Source organism: Marichromatium sp. AB31 (assembly GCF_003718685.1).
GTDB lineage: Bacteria > Pseudomonadota > Gammaproteobacteria > Chromatiales > Chromatiaceae > Marichromatium > Marichromatium gracile.
On record NZ_RHFI01000008.1, the window covers coordinates 123,402 to 142,814 of the forward strand.

19 protein-coding genes are annotated in these 19,413 nt (G+C 69.5%); 6 read left to right on the forward strand and 13 right to left on the reverse strand.

Annotated features, from left to right (window positions below; translation table 11 throughout):
* Positions 1-65: 65 nt before the first annotated feature.
* The 3 genes from ribD to glyA form a co-directional block, all read right to left on the reverse strand.
* Positions 66-1,163 carry a bifunctional diaminohydroxyphosphoribosylaminopyrimidine deaminase/5-amino-6-(5-phosphoribosylamino)uracil reductase RibD gene (gene ribD / locus EBL84_RS08320; RefSeq protein WP_123140395.1) on the reverse strand — a complete coding sequence of 366 codons (1,098 nt, stop codon included), beginning with the start codon at positions 1,161-1,163 and terminating at the stop codon, positions 66-68.
* 25 nt (positions 1,164-1,188) lie between these two features.
* Positions 1,189-1,689, reverse strand: a complete 501-nt coding sequence (gene nrdR / locus EBL84_RS08325; protein WP_123140396.1) for a transcriptional regulator NrdR — start codon at positions 1,687-1,689, stop codon at positions 1,189-1,191.
* An 83-nt stretch (positions 1,690-1,772) separates the two neighbouring features.
* Positions 1,773-3,029: a serine hydroxymethyltransferase gene (gene glyA / locus EBL84_RS08330; RefSeq protein ID WP_123140397.1), complete on the reverse strand. Its 1,257-nt coding sequence runs from the start codon at positions 3,027-3,029 to the stop codon at positions 1,773-1,775.
* Between the two features lie 206 nt (positions 3,030-3,235).
* Here glyA and ubiG point away from each other — a divergent pair, with 206 nt between their 5' ends.
* The 6 genes from ubiG to EBL84_RS08360 all read left to right on the forward strand — a co-directional run bounded on the left by ubiG (position 3,236) and on the right by EBL84_RS08360 (position 8,626).
* Positions 3,236-3,961 (forward strand): bifunctional 2-polyprenyl-6-hydroxyphenol methylase/3-demethylubiquinol 3-O-methyltransferase UbiG, encoded by a 726-nt coding sequence (gene ubiG, locus EBL84_RS08335; RefSeq protein ID WP_123140398.1) that lies wholly within the window; start codon positions 3,236-3,238, stop codon positions 3,959-3,961.
* Positions 3,954-4,631 (forward strand): HAD family hydrolase, encoded by a 678-nt coding sequence (locus tag EBL84_RS08340; RefSeq protein ID WP_123140399.1) that lies wholly within the window; start codon positions 3,954-3,956, stop codon positions 4,629-4,631. The genes ubiG and EBL84_RS08340 overlap by 8 nt, the downstream gene beginning before the upstream one ends.
* The gene (locus EBL84_RS08345) at positions 4,628-5,437 is read left to right on the forward strand and encodes a squalene/phytoene synthase family protein (protein WP_123140400.1); all 810 of its coding nucleotides are present in this window, start codon (positions 4,628-4,630) and stop codon (positions 5,435-5,437) included. The genes EBL84_RS08340 and EBL84_RS08345 overlap by 4 nt, the downstream gene beginning before the upstream one ends.
* 117 nt (positions 5,438-5,554) lie before the next feature.
* Positions 5,555-6,295, forward strand: coding sequence for an SDR family NAD(P)-dependent oxidoreductase (locus EBL84_RS08350; protein ID WP_123140401.1), 741 nt, complete (start codon positions 5,555-5,557; stop codon positions 6,293-6,295).
* Positions 6,296-6,307: 12 nt separating this feature from the next.
* Positions 6,308-7,627, forward strand: coding sequence for an MFS transporter (locus tag EBL84_RS08355; RefSeq protein ID WP_123140402.1), 1,320 nt, complete (start codon positions 6,308-6,310; stop codon positions 7,625-7,627).
* Positions 7,628-8,131: 504 nt separating this feature from the next.
* Positions 8,132-8,626, forward strand: coding sequence for a DUF4124 domain-containing protein (locus EBL84_RS08360; RefSeq protein ID WP_132230545.1), 495 nt, complete (start codon positions 8,132-8,134; stop codon positions 8,624-8,626).
* A gap of 321 nt (positions 8,627-8,947) precedes the next feature.
* On the opposite strand, the gene rnhB is transcribed toward EBL84_RS08360, so the two are convergent.
* The 10 genes from rnhB to EBL84_RS08410 form a co-directional block, all read right to left on the reverse strand.
* Positions 8,948-9,532 (reverse strand): ribonuclease HII, encoded by a 585-nt coding sequence (gene rnhB / locus EBL84_RS08365; protein WP_123140404.1) that lies wholly within the window; start codon positions 9,530-9,532, stop codon positions 8,948-8,950.
* Positions 9,529-10,686 (reverse strand): lipid-A-disaccharide synthase, encoded by a 1,158-nt coding sequence (gene lpxB / locus EBL84_RS08370; protein ID WP_123140405.1) that lies wholly within the window; start codon positions 10,684-10,686, stop codon positions 9,529-9,531. The genes rnhB and lpxB overlap by 4 nt, the downstream gene beginning before the upstream one ends.
* Positions 10,687-10,720: 34 nt before the next feature.
* Positions 10,721-11,491 (reverse strand): acyl-ACP--UDP-N-acetylglucosamine O-acyltransferase, encoded by a 771-nt coding sequence (gene lpxA, locus EBL84_RS08375; protein WP_123140406.1) that lies wholly within the window; start codon positions 11,489-11,491, stop codon positions 10,721-10,723.
* Positions 11,488-11,931: a 3-hydroxyacyl-ACP dehydratase FabZ gene (gene fabZ, locus EBL84_RS08380; protein WP_123140431.1), complete on the reverse strand. Its 444-nt coding sequence runs from the start codon at positions 11,929-11,931 to the stop codon at positions 11,488-11,490. The genes lpxA and fabZ overlap by 4 nt, the downstream gene beginning before the upstream one ends.
* Positions 11,932-11,984: 53 nt before the next feature.
* Positions 11,985-13,031, reverse strand: a complete 1,047-nt coding sequence (gene lpxD / locus EBL84_RS08385; RefSeq protein WP_123140407.1) for a UDP-3-O-(3-hydroxymyristoyl)glucosamine N-acyltransferase — start codon at positions 13,029-13,031, stop codon at positions 11,985-11,987.
* A 40-nt stretch (positions 13,032-13,071) separates the two neighbouring features.
* Complete coding sequence (locus EBL84_RS08390; protein WP_123140408.1) at positions 13,072-13,593, reverse strand: OmpH family outer membrane protein; 522 nt, start codon at positions 13,591-13,593, stop codon at positions 13,072-13,074.
* Between the two features lie 17 nt (positions 13,594-13,610).
* On the reverse strand, positions 13,611-15,941 hold the full coding sequence (gene bamA, locus EBL84_RS08395; protein ID WP_123140409.1) for an outer membrane protein assembly factor BamA: 2,331 nt from the start codon (positions 15,939-15,941) through the stop codon (positions 13,611-13,613).
* A 78-nt stretch (positions 15,942-16,019) separates the two neighbouring features.
* The gene (gene rseP, locus EBL84_RS08400) at positions 16,020-17,384 is read right to left on the reverse strand and encodes an RIP metalloprotease RseP (RefSeq protein ID WP_123140410.1); all 1,365 of its coding nucleotides are present in this window, start codon (positions 17,382-17,384) and stop codon (positions 16,020-16,022) included.
* A 6-nt stretch (positions 17,385-17,390) separates the two neighbouring features.
* The gene (ispC, locus tag EBL84_RS08405) at positions 17,391-18,578 is read right to left on the reverse strand and encodes a 1-deoxy-D-xylulose-5-phosphate reductoisomerase (RefSeq protein ID WP_123140411.1); all 1,188 of its coding nucleotides are present in this window, start codon (positions 18,576-18,578) and stop codon (positions 17,391-17,393) included.
* Positions 18,579-19,409, reverse strand: coding sequence for a phosphatidate cytidylyltransferase (locus tag EBL84_RS08410; protein WP_123140412.1), 831 nt, complete (start codon positions 19,407-19,409; stop codon positions 18,579-18,581). It abuts the gene before it with no gap.
* Between the last annotated feature and the right edge of the window lie 4 nt (positions 19,410-19,413).

The window sequence follows — 19,413 nt, forward strand, 5'->3', positions numbered from 1 at the left end:
CCTCAGCGATGACGCGCGACGGCGTCGAGGTTGACTCGGGGGACGAGGCGCCACCGACGCCGACGCTAGCGCGCCGACGGGCGCAGCAACAGGCGCAGATCGGGGCCGATGCGACGGACATCGACGAAGGCCAGCGCGAGCCGATCGGCCATCTGCTCGACACCGGGCAGGCGCGCCAGCCCGCGGGCGCAGTCACCCATCAGGTGCGGGGCGAGATAGACCACCAGCTCATCGACCAGCCCGGCGGCGAGCGCCGCCCCGGCCAGGGTCGGACCGCTCTCGATCAGCGCCTCGTTGACCTCGCGTCGTCCCAGCTCGGCGAGCAGCGCGGCGAGATCGACGCGCCCGTCGGCACCGCCGCAGACCAGCGTCTCGGCGCCGGCGGCAACGAGCGCGCGCTCGCGCTCGGGGTCGGGCGTCGCGCCGACCACTAGGGTGGTGCCGGGCAGCCCCAGCATCCGCGCCGTCGGCGGCGTGCGCCAGCGGCTGTCGAGCACCACCCGCAGCGGCTGCAGCACCGGATCGCCGGGCATCAGCCCGGGCAGCGCCTCGGGGGCGAGCCGGACGTTGAGGCTGGGATCGTCGGCGAGCAGGGTCTCGACCCCGGTGATGATCGCGCCGCTGCCCGCACGCAGCCGCTGCACGTCGGCGCGCGCCTGCTCGGAGGTGATCCAGCGGCTCTCGCCGTCGGCCATCGCGGTCCGGCCATCGAGGCTCGCGGCGAGCTTGCAGCGCACCAGTGGACGACCCGCGCGCATCCGCTGCACGAACCCCGGGTTGAGCGCCTCGGCGGCGGCGGCCTGCACCCCGACCAGGGTGGCGATGCCGGCGGCCTCGAGCCGGGCGATGCCGCGCCCCGCGACCCGGGGGTTGGGATCGACCATGGCGCAGACCACCCGACCGACGCCCGCCTCGACCAGCGCATCGGCGCACGGCGGGGTACGACCGTGATGGCTGCAGGGCTCGAGGGTGACATAGACGGTGGCGCCGCGGGCACGCTCGGCGGCTGCGGCCAGGGCGTGGCGCTCGGCGTGCGGACCGCCGGCGCGTCGGTGCCAGCCCTCGCCGACCAGCACCCCGTCGCGCACGATGACGCAGCCGACGCGCGGGTTGGGCGCGGTGCTGTAGCGTCCCTGCTCGGCCAGACGCAGCGCGTGCGCCATCCAGGCCTGATCCGTAGGCGTGACCTCAGTCGGTGTCGCCATCATCGTCATCCGCTGCCACCGTCGCGCCGACCGGCTCGCGCTCGAGCCGTTCGATCTCGGCGCGGAAGGCGGCCACGTCCTCGAACTTGCGATAGACCGAGGCGAAACGCACGTAGGCGACCTGATCGAGCCCACGCAGCTCGTCCATCACCAGATCACCGAGACGCATCGAGTCGACCTCGCTCTCGCCACAGGACATCAGGGTGCGACGGATGCGCGAGAGCGCGGCCTCGATCTCGGCGGTACCGACCGGGCGCTTCTCCAGCGCCCGCATCATCCCCGAGCGCAGCTTATCGGGATCGAACGGGACCCGGGTACCGTCGCGCTTGACGATCCGGGGCAGGTTGAGTTCGGCGCGCTCGTAGGTGGTGAAGCGCTCCTCGCACACCACACACTTGCGCCGCCGGCGCACCTGATCACCCTCGTCGAACAGTCGTGAGTCGACGACCTTGGTGTCATGGGCACCACAGAATGGACAGCGCACGCTCTAGCCCTCCGACGCCGGCGCGGGGCCGGCGTCTCGATCGGCGCGCGCCGGGACGCCCTGCGACGCCCCGCGCACCGCCATCAGCAACCGTAGACCGGGAAGCGGCGACACAGCTCCACCACCTTGCCCTTGGCCGCCTCGATTGCGGCCTGATCGCCACGAGCGTCGATCAGGTCGCACATCCAGCCGGCGAGATCACGGGCCTCGGCGACGCCGAAGCCACGGGTGGTGATCGCCGGGGTACCGACGCGGATCCCGCTGGTGACGAAGGGCGACTGCGGGTCGTTGGGCACGGCGTTCTTGTTGACGGTGATGTTGGCCGCGCCGAGCCAGGCGTCGACGTCCTTGCCGGTGAGCCCCTGGGCGATGAAGCTGACCAGGAAGAGGTGGTCGTCGGTGCCGCCGGAGACGACGTCGAAGCCACGCGCGATGAACACCTCGGCCATGGCGCGGGCGTTGTCGACGACCTGCTGCTGATAGGTCTTGAAGGCCGGCTCGAGCGCCTCCTTGAAGGCCACCGCCTTGCCCGCGATCACGTGCATCAGCGGACCGCCCTGGGTGCCCGGGAAGACCACCGAGTTGAGCTTCTTCTCGATCTCGGGGTTGGACTTGGCGAGGATCAGACCGCCACGCGGACCACGCAGGGTCTTGTGGGTGGTGGTGGTGGTGACGTCGGCGATGCCGACCGGGCTCGGATAGACGCCGGCGGCGATCAGACCGGCCACATGGGCCATGTCGACCATCAGATAGGCGCCGACGGCATCGGCGATGTCGCGGAAACGCTGCCAGTCGACCACGCGCGAATAGGCCGAGAAGCCGGCGATGATCATCCGCGGCTTGTGCTCCTGGGCCAGACGCTCGACCTCGGCGTAGTCGATCTCGCCGGTGGCCGGATCGAGACCGTACTGCACCGCGTTGTAGATCTTGCCCGAGAAGTTCGGCTTGGCGCCGTGGGTGAGGTGACCGCCGTGGGCGAGGCTCATCCCCAGCACGGTATCACCGGGCTGGCACAGCGCCTGGAAGACCGCGGCATTGGCCTGCGAGCCCGAGTGCGGCTGGACGTTGGCGTAATCGGCGCCGAACAGCGCCTTGGCGCGATCGATGGCCAGTTGCTCGACCACGTCGACATGCTCGCAGCCGCCGTAGTAGCGCTTGCCCGGATAGCCTTCGGCATACTTGTTGGTCAGCACACCACCCTGCGCCTGCATCACCAGCGGGCTGGTGTAGTTTTCCGAGGCGATGAGCTCGACGTGCTCTTCCTGGCGACGCTCCTCGTCCTGGATAGCAGCCCAGAGCGCTGGGTCGTAATCACTGATCTGCAACTTGGTATCGAACATGATGATTATTCCGGGCAATGCAAAACGGGTTAGTTTAACGGATGATCGGGCCGCGCGTCGCGCCTTTGGAAACAAAAAGACACCCGACGCCACCGGGCGTCACCACCGCGATCGGCCAGATCGCGGTGGTGTCGTTTAGAATGGAGATCGATCGAACGCCGGAGACGCGCGTGCGTCTCACCCAACCCCGGGACCAGATAAAGACCATGACCGATACCATTCATAACGTCGACCAAGCCGAGATCAGCAAGTTCGAGGAGCTCGCCTCGCGCTGGTGGGATCCCGACAGCGAGTTCAAGCCCCTGCACGACATCAACCCGCTGCGTCTCGACTACATCGAGCGCGGCGCCGACGGGCTGGCGGGCAAGGAGGTGCTCGACGTCGGCTGCGGCGGCGGCATCCTCTCCGAGAGCATGGCGCTGCGCGGCGCCAAGGTCACCGGCATCGACATGGGCGCAATGCCGCTGCGCGTGGCCGACCTCCACACCCTCGAGACCGGGGTCGAGGTCGACTACCGCCAGGTGCCGGTCGAGACCCTGGCCGCCGAGCGCCCGGCGAGCTTCGATGTGGTCACCTGCATGGAGATGCTCGAACACGTCCCCGAGCCGGCCTCGGTGATCGATGCCTGCGCGCGGCTGGTACGCCCCGGCGGCAAGGTGTTCTTCTCCACCCTCAACCGCACCCCCAAGGCCTATCTGCTGGCGATCGTCGGCGCCGAGTACGTGATGGGCATGCTGCCGCGCGGCACCCACGATTATTCGCGCTTCATCCGCCCCTCCGAACTCGACGCCTGGGTGCGCCGCACCGCGCTGCGCACCACCGACCTCAGCGGCATGACCTACAACCCGCTGACCAAGACCTACCAGCTCGACGCCAGCGACCTCAGCGTCAACTATCTGGTGAGCTGCGTGCGCGACGACGCCGATGCCTGAGCCGGTGCGCGACGCGGCGGTACTGTTCGACCTCGACGGCACCTTCGCCGACACCGCCCCGGACATGGCCGCCGCGCTCAACCGGCTGCGCGCGACCCACGACCGGGCGCCGCTGCCGCTCGCCGAGATCCGTCCCTTCGTCTCGCACGGCGGGCGCGGCATGCTCGAGGTCGGCTTCGGGCTGCGCCCCGGGGACAGCGACTACGAGCCGATGCGCCGCGCCTTCCTCGATCGCTATGCCGAGGCGCTGGTGCGCGACACCGCACCCTTCCCGGGGATGGCCGAGCTGGTCAGCGCCCTGGAGGCGCGCGCCATCCCCTGGGGGATCGTCACCAACAAGCCGGGCTATCTCACCCGGCCGCTGCTCGAACGCATCGGCTATGCCGAGCGCGCCGCCTGCGTGGTCTGCGGCGACACCACGCCCACGCCCAAGCCGCACCCGCGCCCCCTGTTCCACGCCTGCGAGCTGCTCGGGGTCGACCCCGAGCGCTGCTGGTACCTCGGTGACGCCGAGCGCGACATCCAGGCCGGGCGCGCCGCCGGCATGGGCACCCTGGTCGCCCTGTTCGGCTATCTCGGGGCACACGACGACCCCGACGGCTGGGGCGCGCACGGCGCCATCGATCACCCGCTCGCGCTGCTCGACTGGCTGCCCGAAACCCCGACATGAGCGTGACCATCGCAGAGACCGCGTGGCGCTTCCCCAACGACGCCACCCCGCTCGGCAGTGCCCGCTACTACGCCCTGCGCTTCGCCCCGGCGACGCGTCGCGATGCCCTGGCGCTGCTGGTGCTGTGGCACGCGCAGCTGCGCGCCATCCCCGGCGCGGTCTCCGAGGCGAGGATCGGGGCGGCCAAGCTCGACTGGTGGCGCGAGGAGATCGAGCGCTGCGCCAGCGGCGCGCCGACCCACCCGCTCGGCGCGCCGCTGGCGGCGCTGATCGCCGAGCAGGCGCTGCCGCTCGAGCCCTTCATCGAGGTGATCGCGCACCAGGACGCGCGCCTCGCCGCGCCCTGCCCGCCGCACTTCGCGGCCCTGGCCGCGCACGCCGAGACCGACCTCGGCGCACTGTTCGAGCTGCTCGCCCGCTGCGAGGGCGAGCGCTCGCCCGAGTCGCTGCGCGAGGCACGAGCGCTCGGCGCCTATTGCCGGCTGATCGCCGGGATCCGCGACGGCGGCTGGTGGTGGCGCCGCGGCCAGCTCGACTTCATCAGCGCCGATCTGCTGCCGAACGACCCGGAGCGGCTGCCCGAACGACTGCCGACGCTGCTCGCGACCACCGCCGCGCGTGCCGAACAGCTGCGCGCCGAGACCCAGCGCGGCACCTGTCGCGCCCGCAGCGTACGCATCCGCGCCCGTCTCGCCCGGGTGCTCGCCGCAGAACTCGCCGCCAGCGACTATGCCGTGGTCGACCAGCGCATCGCCCTGCCCCCGCTGCGCAAGCTCTGGCACGCCTGGCGCGAGCAACGACGCTGAGCCATACCGGCAAGACGCAATGCCACGGGCGGCGTCTTGTCGCATCATTCGCATCCATCGACCCGGGCGCCGCAAGCGCTCGGGGCGGACCCAAACAGTCAGCGAGAGACACGACCCATGGAACAACAGAACCAACCACTCCAGGACCGCGTCATCCTGGTCACCGGCGCGCTCGAGGGCATCGGTCGCGCCGTCGCCATGGCCGCCGCCGAGGCCGGCGCCACCGTGGTGCTCTCGGCGATCGACGAGCACGAACTCGATCCCGTCTACGACGCCATCGAGGCGGCCGGGCACCCGCAGCCGGCGATCCTGCCGATCGACCCCGAGGCGGCCACCGCGGATGACTACATCGCCGTGGCCAACATCCTCGGCGACACCTTCGGGCGGCTCGACGGGCTCGCCCACTGCGCCGCCTTCACCCCCTACCTCAGCCGCATCGACGACTACGACGCCGAGGACTGGGAGCGGGTGCTCAAGGTCAACCTCACCGCCCCCTTCATGCTCACCCAGGCCTGTCTGCCGCTGCTGCGCGCCGCCGCCGACCCCTCGGTGGTGTTCACCAGCGATCGCGTCGGCCAGACCGGCAAGGCCTACTGGGGCGCCTTCGCCGCCGCCAAGTTCGGCCTCGAGGGGCTGATGCAGGTGCTCGCCGAGGAGACCAGCGAGGCCGGCCAGATCCGCGTCAACAGCATCGACCCCGGGGTGGTGCGCTGCGCCATGCGCGCGACCCTCTATCCCGGCGAGGACCCGATGCAGCACCCCGCCCCGGAGAGCGTGGTCGAGCCCTATCTGCGCCTGCTCGGCCCCGCCGGGCGCGGCATCACCGGGCAGCGCATCCAGGCCCAGCCGACGGCCTGACGGGATGCGGTGATGAGCAAGACCCACCCGATCGAGGGGCTCTACGACCTGGTCACCGGCGACGAGGACGCCCGTGTCTGCAAGGACATCCCCAGCGCCTCGTGCAACGATCAGCCGCGCAACTTCTTCGTCTATCTCGGCGCCAACCTGATGAGCAAGGTCGCCGACGAGCTCTCCAGCGCCAAGCTGATCCTGCCCTGGCTGTTCGGCTATCTCGGCGCCCCCGGGCTGCTGGTCGGCCTGCTGGTACCGATCCGCGAGGCCGGCGTGCTGTTGCCACAGCTGGCGGTGGCCGCCTACATCCGCCGCCTGCCGCTGCGCAAGGGGGTGTGGATCCTCGGCTCGGTGCTCTCGGCGCTGGCCCTGGCGCTGATGGCCGTCGCCGCGCTGACCCTGGAGGGCGCGCTCGCCGGCTGGACCATCATCGCGCTGCTGGTGGTCTTCAGCCTGGCGCGCGGGCTGTGCTCGGTCTCGGCCAAGGACGTCCTCGGCAAGACCGTCTCCAAGTCCAGGCGCGGCAACCTGATGGGGCTCTCTGCGGGGATCGCCGGGCTCGCCACCCTGGCGCTCGGTCTCTATCTGCAGTTCGTCGCCGACGCCCACGCCAACATCCTGATCTTCGTCGCCCTGCTGCTCGGCGGCGCGCTCTGCTTCCTGCTCGGCGCCCTGGTGTTCCGGTCGATCCGTGAACAGCCCGGCGCCACCGAGGGCGGCGGCAACGCCATCGCGACCGCGCTCGAGAGCATCGGTCTGCTGCGCAGCGACGCCGACTTCCGCCGCTTCGTGATCGCCCGCTCGGCACTGCTGAGCGTCGCCCTCGCCCCGCCCTTCTACGTCCTGCTGGCACAGGCGCAGAGCGGCGGCGACCTCTCCGGCCTCGGGCTGCTGATCATCGCCAACGGTATCGCCGGCAGCCTCAGCGCACCGCTGTGGGGACGGCTCGGCGACCGCTCGGCGCGTCTGGCGATGGCCCTCGCCGCCGCCCTGGCCGGCGCGACCGGGCTGCTGACCTGGGCGCTGGCGACCAGCGCCAGCCCGCTGCTCGCCGACCCGCTGGCCTTCGCCGGACTCTTCCTGGTGCTCGGCATCGCCCACGCCGGGGTGCGGCTCGGCCGCAAGGTCTATCTGGTCGACATGGCCACCAGCGAGACCCGTGCGGCCATGGTTGCGGTCAGCAACACCGTGATCGGCGTGGTGATGCTCGCCGGCGGCCTGATCGGCGTGCTCGGCGACTACTACGGCGCGGCCAGCGTGATCCTCGCCCTCGCCCTCGGCGCGCTGTTCGCCGCGCTCTACGTCATGCGGCTACGCGAGGTCTCGGAGCCTGACTGAACGTGGCCACCGGCCGGAAAGGTTGAACCGCAAAGCCGCAAAGGGCGCGCAGGAGAAAAAAGCCTCCAGCAGTCAGCCTCCAGTCGCCACGGGCGAGCGCCCTCGACAACAGCACGGCTTGGGCGCCAGTGTTTGAGGACAGACAGCCGCTGGCGGCTGGTCGCCGTCAACCTGAACCGCTTCGCGTGCTTCGCGGCTTTGCGGTTCAATCCGCTGGCGACTGGAGGCTGGCGGCTTATTCCCCTTTGCGTCCTTGGTGTCTTCGCGGTTCAATCCCCTGGTAGCTGGTAGCTGGTAGCTGGTAGCTGGTAGCTGGTAGCTGGTAGCTGGTAGCTGATCGCCGGCACCTTGAACCGCTTCGCGTTCTTCGCGGCTTTGCGGTTCAATCCACTGGAGGCTGGAGGCTGGAGGCTGGAGGCTGGAGGCTGGAGGCTGGAGGCTGGAGGCTGGAGGCTGAAAAATTCCTTATGCTCGACAGACCGTCATCGGAGCGCTGGAGGCATCATGTCCCGATCCCGTCACCTGCGACTGCTGGTGATCGCAGCATGCTGTTGCGCGCCGGTACGGGCGGAGGTCTATCGTTGCGAGGACGAAACCGGGGTGCGCTATCAGCAATCGCCTTGCGAGCGTGGCGAGCACGCGCGCCGGATCGAGACCGAGCCGGTCGACCGCACCGAGGCCGCGGCCTCCGAGGCACGCGCCGCACGCATCCGCGCGCAATTGGAGCAGGAACGCGCGCGCGATCGCGCCGAGGCCGAGGAGCGCCGGGCGCGCAAACTCGAGGAGCGACGCGTCGAGGCCGAGGAGCGCCGCGCGGCGGCGGCCGAGCGCCGCGCCGAGATCGAGGCGGCACGTCCGACGGCCCCACCAGCGATCTACCTCACCCCACCGCCGCATCGCCCGCCACCCTGGGTGCGACCACCCCACCCCCGACCGGAACCGCCCGAACCGGAACCCGAGACCAAGCCCGGCTTTCGGCTGACCCCGCACCCGGGATAGTACGGCGAGACGAAGCAGCCAGCAGCCAGCAGCCAGCAGCCAGCAGCCAGCAGGATTGAACCGCAAAGATACCGTCTTGTCCGTCAACCGCCGACCATGCAACACCAGCCTCCCCGACTGGAGGCTGGAAGCTGATCGCTGGAAGCTGGTTCGAACCGCAAAGCCGCGAAGCGCGCAAAGTGAATGATGTGTGATGTCGGCGTGAGGCCACTGGCGGCGCGGGTCCGTACCCACTGGCGGCTGATCGCTGGCGGCTTATTCCCCTTCGCGTCCTTTGCGGCTTTGCGGTTCAATCCGCTGACGGCTTTCCCCCCGCCCCGATCACTCCGTCTCGAGCAGTCGCTTGACCGGGCCGAAGCCGCGGCGGTGGGTGGGACAGGGGCCGAGGCGCTGGAGGGCCTCGATATGGGCGCGGGTGGGATAGCCCTTGTGGCCGGCGAAGCCGTAGCCGGGGTAGTCGCGCTCGTAGTCGAGCATCAGCCGGTCGCGCGCAACCTTGGCGATGATCGAGGCGGCGGCGATCTCGGGCACCAGCGCATCACCGCCGACCACGGCGCGCGCCTCCAGCCCCGCGGGCAGCTCCGGGCAGCGATTGCCGTCGACCAGCACCAGACCGGGGGCGGTGGCGAGCCCCTCGACGGCGCGACGCATCGCCAGCATCGAGGCGTGGAGGATGTTGAGTGTCTCGATCTCCTCGACGCTGCCCCAGGCCAGCGACCAGGCCAGGGCGCGCTCGCGGATGGCGTCGTAGAGCGCCTCTCGGCGCTTGGCGCTGAGTCGCTTGGAGTCGTCGAGTCCGGCGATCGGGCGACTGGGGTCGAGGATCACCGCGGCGGCGGCGACCGGGCCGGCGAGCGGGCCGCGGCCGGCCTCGTCGACGCCGGCGGTGAGGACGGGGGCGGTCATCTCGGGGTCTCTCCGATCAGGTCGAGCACTGCGCGCGCGGCCTCGCGGGCGGCGTCGCAGCGCAGGTCACGGTGGATACGGGCGTACTCGCGCTCGATCTCGGCGCGGCGCGCGTGATCGTCGAGCAGCTCGAGCAGCGCCGGGGCGAGCAGCTCGGCGCGACAGCGCGACTGCACGAACTCGGGGGCGAGTTCGCGCCCGGCGAGCAGGTTGGCCATGGCGATGTGCGGCACCTTGACCAGCCCGAGCTGCTTGACCAGGTGATAGGTCAGCGGGTGGAGACGGTAGCCGACCAGCATCGGCCGCCCGAGCAGCAGCGCCTCGAGGGTGGCGGTCCCCGAGGCGGTGAGCACCACATCGGCGGCGCTCATCGCCTCGCGCCCCTGGCCCTCGAGCAGGGTCAGGGGGAGTTCGGGGGCGCAGCGCTGCAGCTCGGCACGGAAGCGCTCGCCGACCCGGGCGTTGATCAGCGGCACCACGAAACGCAGTTCGGGCCGCGCGGCATGGGCCGCGCGGGCGGTCTCGATGAAGGGCGCGGCGAGGCGCTCGACCTCGCCCAGACGACTGCCCGGGAGCAGCGCCACCAGCGGCGCCTCGGGGTCGAGCCCGAGCTCGGCGCGGGCGGCTGCGCGATCGACCTCGAACGGGATCTCGTCGGCCAGCGGGTGACCGACATAGCGTGCCGGCACGCCGTGCTCGCGCAGGAAGCGCTCCTCGAAGGGGAAGATGCTGAGCATCAGGTCGACGGCGCGGCGGATCCCCTTGACCCGCCCCGGTCGCCAGGCCCAGACGGTGGGGCTGACCAGGTGCACGGTGCGGATGCCGGCGTGCCGCGCGCGCCGCTCGAGCCCGAGGTTGAAGTCCGGGGCGTCGACCCCGATCAGCACCGCCGGGCGCTCGCGCAGCATGAAGCGCAGCAGCTCGCGACGCAGCCCGAGCAGCTCGCGCAGCTGGCCGAGCACCTCGGTCAGGCCCATCACCGAGAGCCGCTCCATCTCGAACAGGCTCTCGCAGCCGAGCGCCTGCATCCGTGGTCCGGCGACACCGACGAAGCGCACCCGGGTGTCACCGAGCTGGCGTTGCAGCTCGCGCACCACGGCGGCGCCGAGCAGGTCGCCCGAGGGTTCATTGGCGACGATGCCGATGGTCAGCATGACAGAGGACTCCGCGAGGGGGCGCGACCCGAGGTCAGCGCACGATGCCGCGCGCGCTGGCGGCGATGAAGTCGATCAGTGGGCGCAGCTCGGGGGTCTCGGTGGTCATCGCGGCGATGCGCTCGAGCGCCTCCTCGCGTCTGAGTCCGGCGAGATACAGGCTGCGATAGGCTCGCTTGATCGCCTGGATGGCCGCCGGCTCGAAACCGCGCCGACGCAGCCCCTCGCTGTTGATGCCGTGGGGCGCTGCGGGATGACCGCCGACGGTGACATAGGGCGGCACATCGCGCCCGAGCACCGAGCCCATGGCACAGAAGCTGTGGGCGCCGATGCGGGTAAACTGGTGGACGATGGTGAAACCGCCGAGGATCGCCCAGTCCTGCACCTCGACATGACCGCCGAGCGAGGCGGCATTGGCCATGATCACGTCGTTGCCGATACGGCAGTCGTGGGCGACGTGGGTGTAGGCCATCAGCAGGTTGTCGTCGCCGATGCGGGTGACGCCCTGGTCCTGAACGGTGCCGCGATGGATGGTGACGAACTCGCGGACCTGGTTGCGATCGCCGATCTCCAACCGGGTCGGCTCGCCGGCGTATTTCTTGTCCTGCGGATCCTCGCCGATCGAGGTGAATTGGAAGATGCGGTTGTCGCGCCCGATCCGGGTCGGCCCGCGCACCACCGCGTGCGGACCAATCCGGGTCCCGGCGCCGATCTCGACCTCGGGGCCGATCACCGCGAAGGGGCCGACCTCGACCCCGGGGTCGAGGCGGGCGCCCGGGTCAACGAGGGCGCTGGGATGGATCAAGCAGTGAAGTCCCGGGCGGTACACATGATCTCGGCGGTGGCGACCACCTGGTCATCGACCCGGGCCTCGCCGTCGAACTTCCAGATGCCACGACGCACCGGACCCAGTCGCACCTCCATGATCAGCTGATCACCAGGCTCGACCGGGCGCTTGAAGCGGGCCTTGTCGATGCCGACGAAGTAGTAGAGCGATTTCTCGCCGACCTGTTCGGGACGTGAGGCCATCGCCAAGAGCCCCGTGGCCTGGGCCATGGCCTCGACGATCAGCACGCCCGGCATCACCGGACGCACCGGGAAGTGGCCGGTGAAGAAGGGCTCGTTGATGGAGACGTTCTTCATCGCGATCAGATACTCGTCGACCTTGTAGTCGAGCACCCGATCGACCAGCAGGAAGGGATAGCGATGCGGCAGCAGACTCATCACCTTGTGGATGTCCATCATCTTGCCCGCTTCCTGCATCTGCGCGGAATCCGCCACAACCTGAGATCCCGCCATTAGCAACCCCCCTGCCCTGTTGTCTGTTTCATTGTTTCGATGTGTGTCTCTAGCTGTTTGATTCGGCGCGTCAGCTCGTCGAGATGTCTGAAGCGCGCCACGTTACGCCGCCAATCCGCGCTCGGCATCGCCGGGACACCGCTGCTGTAGAGCCCGGGCTCGGGGAAGGAGCGGGTGACCATGGCCATCCCGGTGAAGTGGACGTTGTCGCCGATCTCGAGGTGGCCGGCCATGCCGACGGCACCGGCGATGGTGCAGTTGCGTCCGATCCGGGTCGAGCCCGAGATCCCGGTGTTGGCGGCGATGGCGGTATTGTCGCCAATTTCGACGTTGTGGCCGATCTGGATGTGATTATCCAGCTTGACCCCGTCGCCGATCAGGGTGTCGCCGATCGCACCGCGATCGACCGAGGTGTTGGCGCCGATCTCGACGTCATCGCCGAGCACCGCCCGCCCGACCTGGGGGATGCGCTCCCAGCGCTCGCCGTCCTTGGCGAAACCGAAGCCCTCGCGTCCGATCACCGCGCCGGGATGGAGCAGCGCCCGCGCGCCGACCACCGCACCCTCGCACAGGGTGACCCGGGCGACCAGACGCGACTCGGCGCCGATGCGCACCCCGCGCCCGATCACGCAGCTCGGCCCGACAAACACCCCGGGACCGATCTCGGCCTCGGCCTCGACCACGGAGAGCGGGCCGACCCAGGCGCTGGGATCGATCCGCGCGGCGGGGTCGACGACCGCGCTCGGATGCACGCCGCCGACGACCGGTTCGCGCGGATGGAGGATGCGCGCGGCACGGGCATAGGTGAGATAGGGGTTATCGCTGATCAGCACCGGCACCGCGGCGTGCTCGGCATCGGCCTCGGTGAGGATCACCGCACCGGCGCGGGTCTCGGCGAGGTGACGACGGTACTTGCGATCGCCGAGAAAGCTCAGGCTGTCCGCGGTCGCATCGGTCAGCCGCGCGACACGCGCGAGACGGACGGCACCATCACCACGCACAGGCACGCCGAGGCGTGCCGCGAGTTCTTTCAGACTGATTTCCAAGGGATTCACCTCTGGGCGGCCGGCGCGCACAAGGCGTCGGTCACCGTTTTTCGAACTCCGCCTTGAGGCGCTCGATGACCAGATCGGAGATATCGATACGATCACTGAAATAGACCACGCCCTCGGTGATCACCAGATCGATATCCTGCTCCTTGGCCAGCTCGACCACCACCTCCTGGACCTGGCGGGCCAGCTTGGTGCGAAGCTCGTTCTGACGCAGCACGAAGTCCTCCTGGAACTCGTCGCGGGCGTACTTCAGCTTGCGGGTGCGGCTACGGATGTCGTTCTGCAGCCGCTGGATCTCGCTCTCGCTCATCAGCGCGCCGTCGCGCTCGAGCTTGCGCTGCAGCGCGGCGACCTGCTCCTGCTGCTCGCGCAGGGTGCGTTCGCGCTCCTCGAGCTCACGCTGCAGGGCATCGCCCGCGGCATCATACTGGGGCGACTGCTCGACCACCCGATTGGGGTCGACCACCGCGATACGGTAGCCCTCGACGGCGTCCTCGGCCAGGGCCTGGGTGGCGACCAGCAGCAGGACGATCGAGACGATGAGACGGAAATTCACGGGTACCCTCCCCTGGATCAGAAGGTCTGACCGAATCCGAACTGGAACACCTGGGTCTCGTCGCCATCCTTCTCGTTGAGCGGATAGGCCACGCTCACCGACAGCGCCCCGACCGGCGAGAGCCAGCTCACCGACAGACCGGCCGAGTAGCGCAGATCGCCGAGGTCGAAGCCGGTGTTGTCGACCAGCGAGGAGTCATCGGTCAACCAGACGTTGCCGAAGTCGAAGAAGGCGCCGAGCCGCAGCGTCTTCTCGAACTCGCCGCCGACCGGCGGCGGGGCGAACAGCTCGATGCTGCCGACCAGCTTGAGATTGCCGCCGACCGGGTCGTTGGTACTGAGCTCGCGCGGGCCGAGTGTGTTGGCCTGCCAGCCACGCACCGAGCGCGGACCACCGGCGTAGAAGTTCTCGAAGAAGGGCAGATAATCGATCTCGCCGTAACCGTCGCCGTAGGCGAGGTCGCCGCTCAACGAGAAGACGAAGCGCGAGGTCAGCGGGATGTAGATCTGCTCCTTGTAGGTGAGCTTGTAGTACTCCAGATCGCTGCCCGGGAGAGCGACCTCGGCGCGCAGGGTGCGCAGCGCGCCGCGGGTCGGGAACAGCGCGGTGTCACGCGAGTCGCTGGAGTAGTTGGCCGAGAGCACGAAGTCGTTGAAGGTGTGCCCGTTGCGCGCGACGAACTCATCGGCCAGCTCCGACTCGCCCGGGGAGAAGTCGGTGTACTGGTAGCGCAGACCGAGACCGGCGCGGCTGGTGTCGGAGATCGGCAACCCGAAGGAGAAGCCGGCGACACCGACGTCGGTGGAGTAGTCGGCGCCGATCAGCTCGTCGTAGTCGGTCTCCTGGTAGGAGAGGTTGAAGCCGCGACTGATGCCATCGACCGTGTAGTACGGATTGGTGTAGGCGAGCTGATAGCGACGGTTGGCGGTACTGGTGTTGAAGGCCAGCGCCACGCGCTTGCCGGTGCCGAGGAAGTTGTTCTGGGTGACGCTGGCGTTGAGCAGGATGCCCTGCGACTGCGAGAAGCCGATACCGGCGGCGAGGTTGCCCGCGGGCTTCTCCTCGACGGTGACGTCGACGTCGACCTGATCGGGCGAGCCCGGGACCGGCGGGGTCTCGATGCTGACATCGTCGAAGTAGCCGAGACGCTGCAGCCGCTCGCGCGACTTGCGCACCAGATCGGCGGAGAACCAGGCGGTCTCGAGCTGGCGCATCTCGCGCCGCAACACCTCGTCACGGGTGCGGGTGTTGCCCTTCATGTTGACGCGACGGACATAGACGCGCTTGCCCGGGTCGACGAAGAAGGTCACCGCCACCTCGTGCGACTCCTCGTCGATCTCGGGCACGGTGTTGACGTTGGCGAAGGCATAGCCCTCGTCGCCGAGCAGGTTGGAGATGCGCTCGGCGCTCTCGGTGACGTGCTTGCGCGAGAACAGATCGCCGCGTGTGAGCTCGATCAGCGGGAAGAGCTTCTCGGTCGGCACCGAGGGCTCGCCGGCGAGCTGGATGTCGCTGATGCGGTAGGGCTCACCCTCGTCGATGACGACGGTGACATAGATCTCCTTCTTGTCGGCGCTGATCGAGACCTGGGTCGACTTGATCTCGAACTTGATGTAGCCGCGATCGAGATAGAAGGCGCGCAGCCGCTCCAGGTCACCGGCGAGCTTCTGCTTGGAGTACTGGTCGTTCTTCGAGTAGAACGAGCTCCAGCGCGTCGGCCCCAGCTCGAACTGCTGACGCAGCGCCTTCTCGCTGAAGGCATCGTTACCGATGATGTTGATCTGCTTGATGCGCGCGGTCAGCCCCTCGGTGATCTCGATACGCACCGCCACCCGGTTGCGCTCGAGCGGCGAGACGGTCGACTGCACCAACACGCCGTACTTGCCGCGGGCGAAGTACTGGCGCTCGAGTTCCTGCTCGATGCGATCGAGCACCGAGCGGTTGAACACCCGCCCTTCCTTGAGGCCGATGTCGGCGAGCGCGGAGTCGAGCGCCTCGGTCTCGATGTCCTTGTTGCCGACGATCTCGATCTCGGCGATCGCCGGACGCTCGCGCACCCACAGCACCAGCACGTTGCCGTCGCGCTCGACGCGGACGTCGTCGAAGAAACCGGTGCGATAGAGCGAGCGGATGATGCCGCCGGTGACGCCGTCACCAACGGTGTCGCCGACCTGGACGGGCAGGTAGTTGAACACCGTGCCGGGGGCGATGCGTTGCAGCCCCTCGACACGGATGTCGGCAATCTGGAACACCTCGGCCAGCGCCGAGACGGGCATCGTCAGCAGCAGGACGAGCAGCAGGATCGGTCGCCGGACGCGGCCGCGTGGATTCGGAGATATCGCGCGCAAGAGAGAGTCCTCTGGATCGAGCCGAGTGTGCGACGCAGTCGACGGTCGAGGGGCGCTAGTATAAGGGATCGAGCGGGTCTAGCCAAAGAGCCGGGAGAGATCGACGTAAAAGGCGAGCGACATCAACCCCGCCAGCAGCACCAGACCGACCTTCTGCGCCTGCACCTGGGCGCCCTCGGAGACGGGACTGCCCTTGACCCACTCGATCAGGAAGTAGACCAGATGGCCGCCGTCGAGCATCGGGATCGGCAACAGGTTGAGCACGCCGAGACTGATGCTGACCACGGCGAGGAACTTGACGAAGGCATCGAGCCCGTAGCTGGCGGTCCGTCCGGCGGTCTCGGCGATGGTGATCGGGCCGCTGAGGTTCTCCACCGAGGCCTGGCCGACCAGCATCCGCCCGACCACCTTGAGCATCATCACGCTGGTGTCCAGGGTCTTGTCGGCGGCCTTGACCAGTGCCTCGATCGGCCCGTAGTGGACCTCGACACGATAGTCGGCCATCAGGTCCTCGGGCATCTCCACGCCGGCGCCGATGCGCCCAGTACGCCCGCCCTCGGCATCCTCCACCGCACGCGGGATCACCGTCAGCGACAGCGGCTCACCAGCACGCACGATCTCGACGGCGATCGGTGTCTGCGGACGCTCACGCACCCAGTCGACCCAATCGCGCCAGCCGGCGATGGCGGTGCCGTCGGCGCTGAGGATGCGATCCCCCGGCATGAACCCGGCCTGCTCGGCAGGCTCCCCGGCCACCACCCGACCGATCACCGGCGCCACCCGCGGGCGCTCGGGTTCGAGCCCGAGCTGGCCGACCAGATCGGGCGACTCGGCGATCGAGGCCAGGGCCGCGGCCGGCAACACGCGCGCCGCCTCGGCACCGTCCTTCTCGCGCACCTGGACCGCCACCGCCCCACCCTCGAGCGCCTCGGCGGTAAGCGCGAACAGCGCCGTCTCCCAGCTCTGCACCGGGCGGTCACCGATGCGCAGCAATTCGTCCCCAGGCGCGAAACCGGCCTGCTCGGCCACCGACTCGGCGGCGACCTCGCCGATCACCGGGCGCAGCCCGGTGTCACCGGCGACGAACAGCCCCCAGTAGGCGAGTACCGCAAAGAGCAGGTTGAACAGCGGCCCGGCGACCACCACCGCGCTGCGCTTCCACAGCCGCTGACGGTTGAAGGCGCGATGCAGCTCGGTCTCGTCGACCGCCTCCTCGCGCTCGTCGAGCATCCGCACATAGCCGCCGAGCGGGATGGCGGCGATCACGTATTCGGTCTGGTCGGCGCCGCGCCGCCAGCGCAACAGCGGCCGACCGAAGCCGATGGAGAAGCGCAGGACCTTGATCCCCACCCGTCGCGCGACCCAGAAGTGACCGAACTCGTGGACCGCGATGAGGATCCCGAGGGCGACGATGAAAGCGGCGATGGTGAAGAGGAGGTCCATATGCGACTAGCTGACCCGCTGTCTGACGAACAGTTCCGCGCGCTCGCGCGCCTGACGATCGACCTCGAGCAGGAAGGCGACGTCCACGCCCTCGACCGAGACGTTGGGGATGGCCTCGAGGGTACCACCGACCACGGCGGCGATGCCGGGGAAGTCGATGCGCCCGTCGAGGAAGGCGGCCACCGCCACCTCGTTGGCGGCGTTGAGCACCGCCGGCGCGGTACCGCCCTGCTCGGCGGCCTGGAAGGCCAGCGCCAGACAGGGGAAGCGCTCGAAGTCCGGGGCCTGGAAATCGAGCCGGGCGACGGCGAACAGGTCGAGCGGCTCGACCCCGGAGGCGAAGCGCTCGGGCCAGGCCATGGCGTGGGCGATCGGGGTGCGCATGTCGGGATTGCCGAGTTCGGCGAGCACCGAGCCGTCGGTGTACTGCACCAGCGAGTGGATCATGCTCTGCGGGTGCACCACCACCTGGATACGACTGGTATCGGTACCGAACAGCCAGCAGGCCTCGATCACCTCCAGCCCCTTGTTCATCATGGTCGCCGAATCGACCGAGATCTTGCGCCCCATCGCCCAGGTCGGGTGGGCGCAGGCCTGCTCCGGGGTGACGCCGGCGAGGCGCTCGAGCGGCCAGTCGCGGAAGGGTCCGCCGGAGGCGGTGAGCAGGATGCGCTCGACGCCGACGCGTTCGAGCCCGTCGGCGAAGTTCGCCGGCAGGCACTGGAAGATGGCATTGTGCTCGCTGTCGATCGGCAGCAGCTCGGCGCCGCTGTCGGCGACGGCCTGCATCAGCAGCGCGCCGGCGACCACCAGCGACTCCTTGTTGGCGAGCAGCACCCGCTTGCCGACGCGCGCGGCGGCCAGGGTCGGGCGCAACCCGGCGGCACCGACGATCGCGGCCATCACATAGTCGGCCTCGGGCATCGCCGCAACCTGCTCGAGCCCCTCGACGCCCTCGAGCACCTCGGGCCGGTCGGGCATGTCGGCGAGCAGCGCGCGCAACCGCGCGGCGGCGGCGGCATCGACCATCACCGCGAACAGCGGGCGGTGCGCGCGGCACTGCTCGGCCATGCGCTCGGCATCGGTGTTGGCGGTCAGGGCCACGGCCCGGAAACGGTCGGGATGGCGGGCGAGCACGTCGAGCGTGCTGACCCCGATCGACCCCGTCGAGCCAAGTACGGTCACGCCTATCACTTATCGAACTCCGATCAAGGTGGTGCCCAACAGGAACAGGGGCGCGGCCGCGGTCAGGCTGTCGATACGATCGAGCATGCCACCGTGACCGGGCAGGAGCTGGCCCGAGTCCTTTGCGCCACAGCGGCGCTTGAGCAGGCTTTCGTAAAGATCCCCGGCCACCGAGATCAGCGCGGTCGCGGCGCTGATCAACAACAGCAGGAGCCCATGCAGCGGCGCGAGCCTCTGGAGCCAGGCGAACACCAGTGCGCACAGCACCGCCCCCAGGACGCCGCCGTAGACGCCGGCGCGGGTCTTGCCGGGACTGAGCACCGGGGCGAGCTTGGTCCGTCCCCAGCGCCGACCGGCGAAATAGGCGCCGGTATCGGCGCTCCAGATGACGAAGAGCAGGAAGAGCACCAGCGCCGGCCCACCGGGGGCGTCGTGCAGTGTCACCAGCGCAGCCCAGGGCGCGACCAGCACCAGCAGCCCGACGGCCAACAGCCGCCCGTCGACGCCAGCGGCCGGGACGATCCGGCGCATCGACAACAGTCGGCGGATCTGCCACAGCCACCACAGCGCGCTGGCGATGGCGAGCCAGAACAACCCCTGAGGGAATGGCCAGAGCAGCGCCATGGCGCCGCCCACCAGCAGCGGATAGAGCGCCCGCAGGCGCTGACCGGCGACGCCGGCGAGCGCCGCCCACTCCCAGGCGCCGACCCCGATCACCCCGGCCAGGACCAGCGCGAACAGTGGCGTCGGCAGCCACAGCACCGCGCCGATGACCAGCGGCACCAGTGCCAACGCGGTGAGTGTGCGCTGGCGCAGCGCGCTTGTCGTTGCAACGGCCATGCAA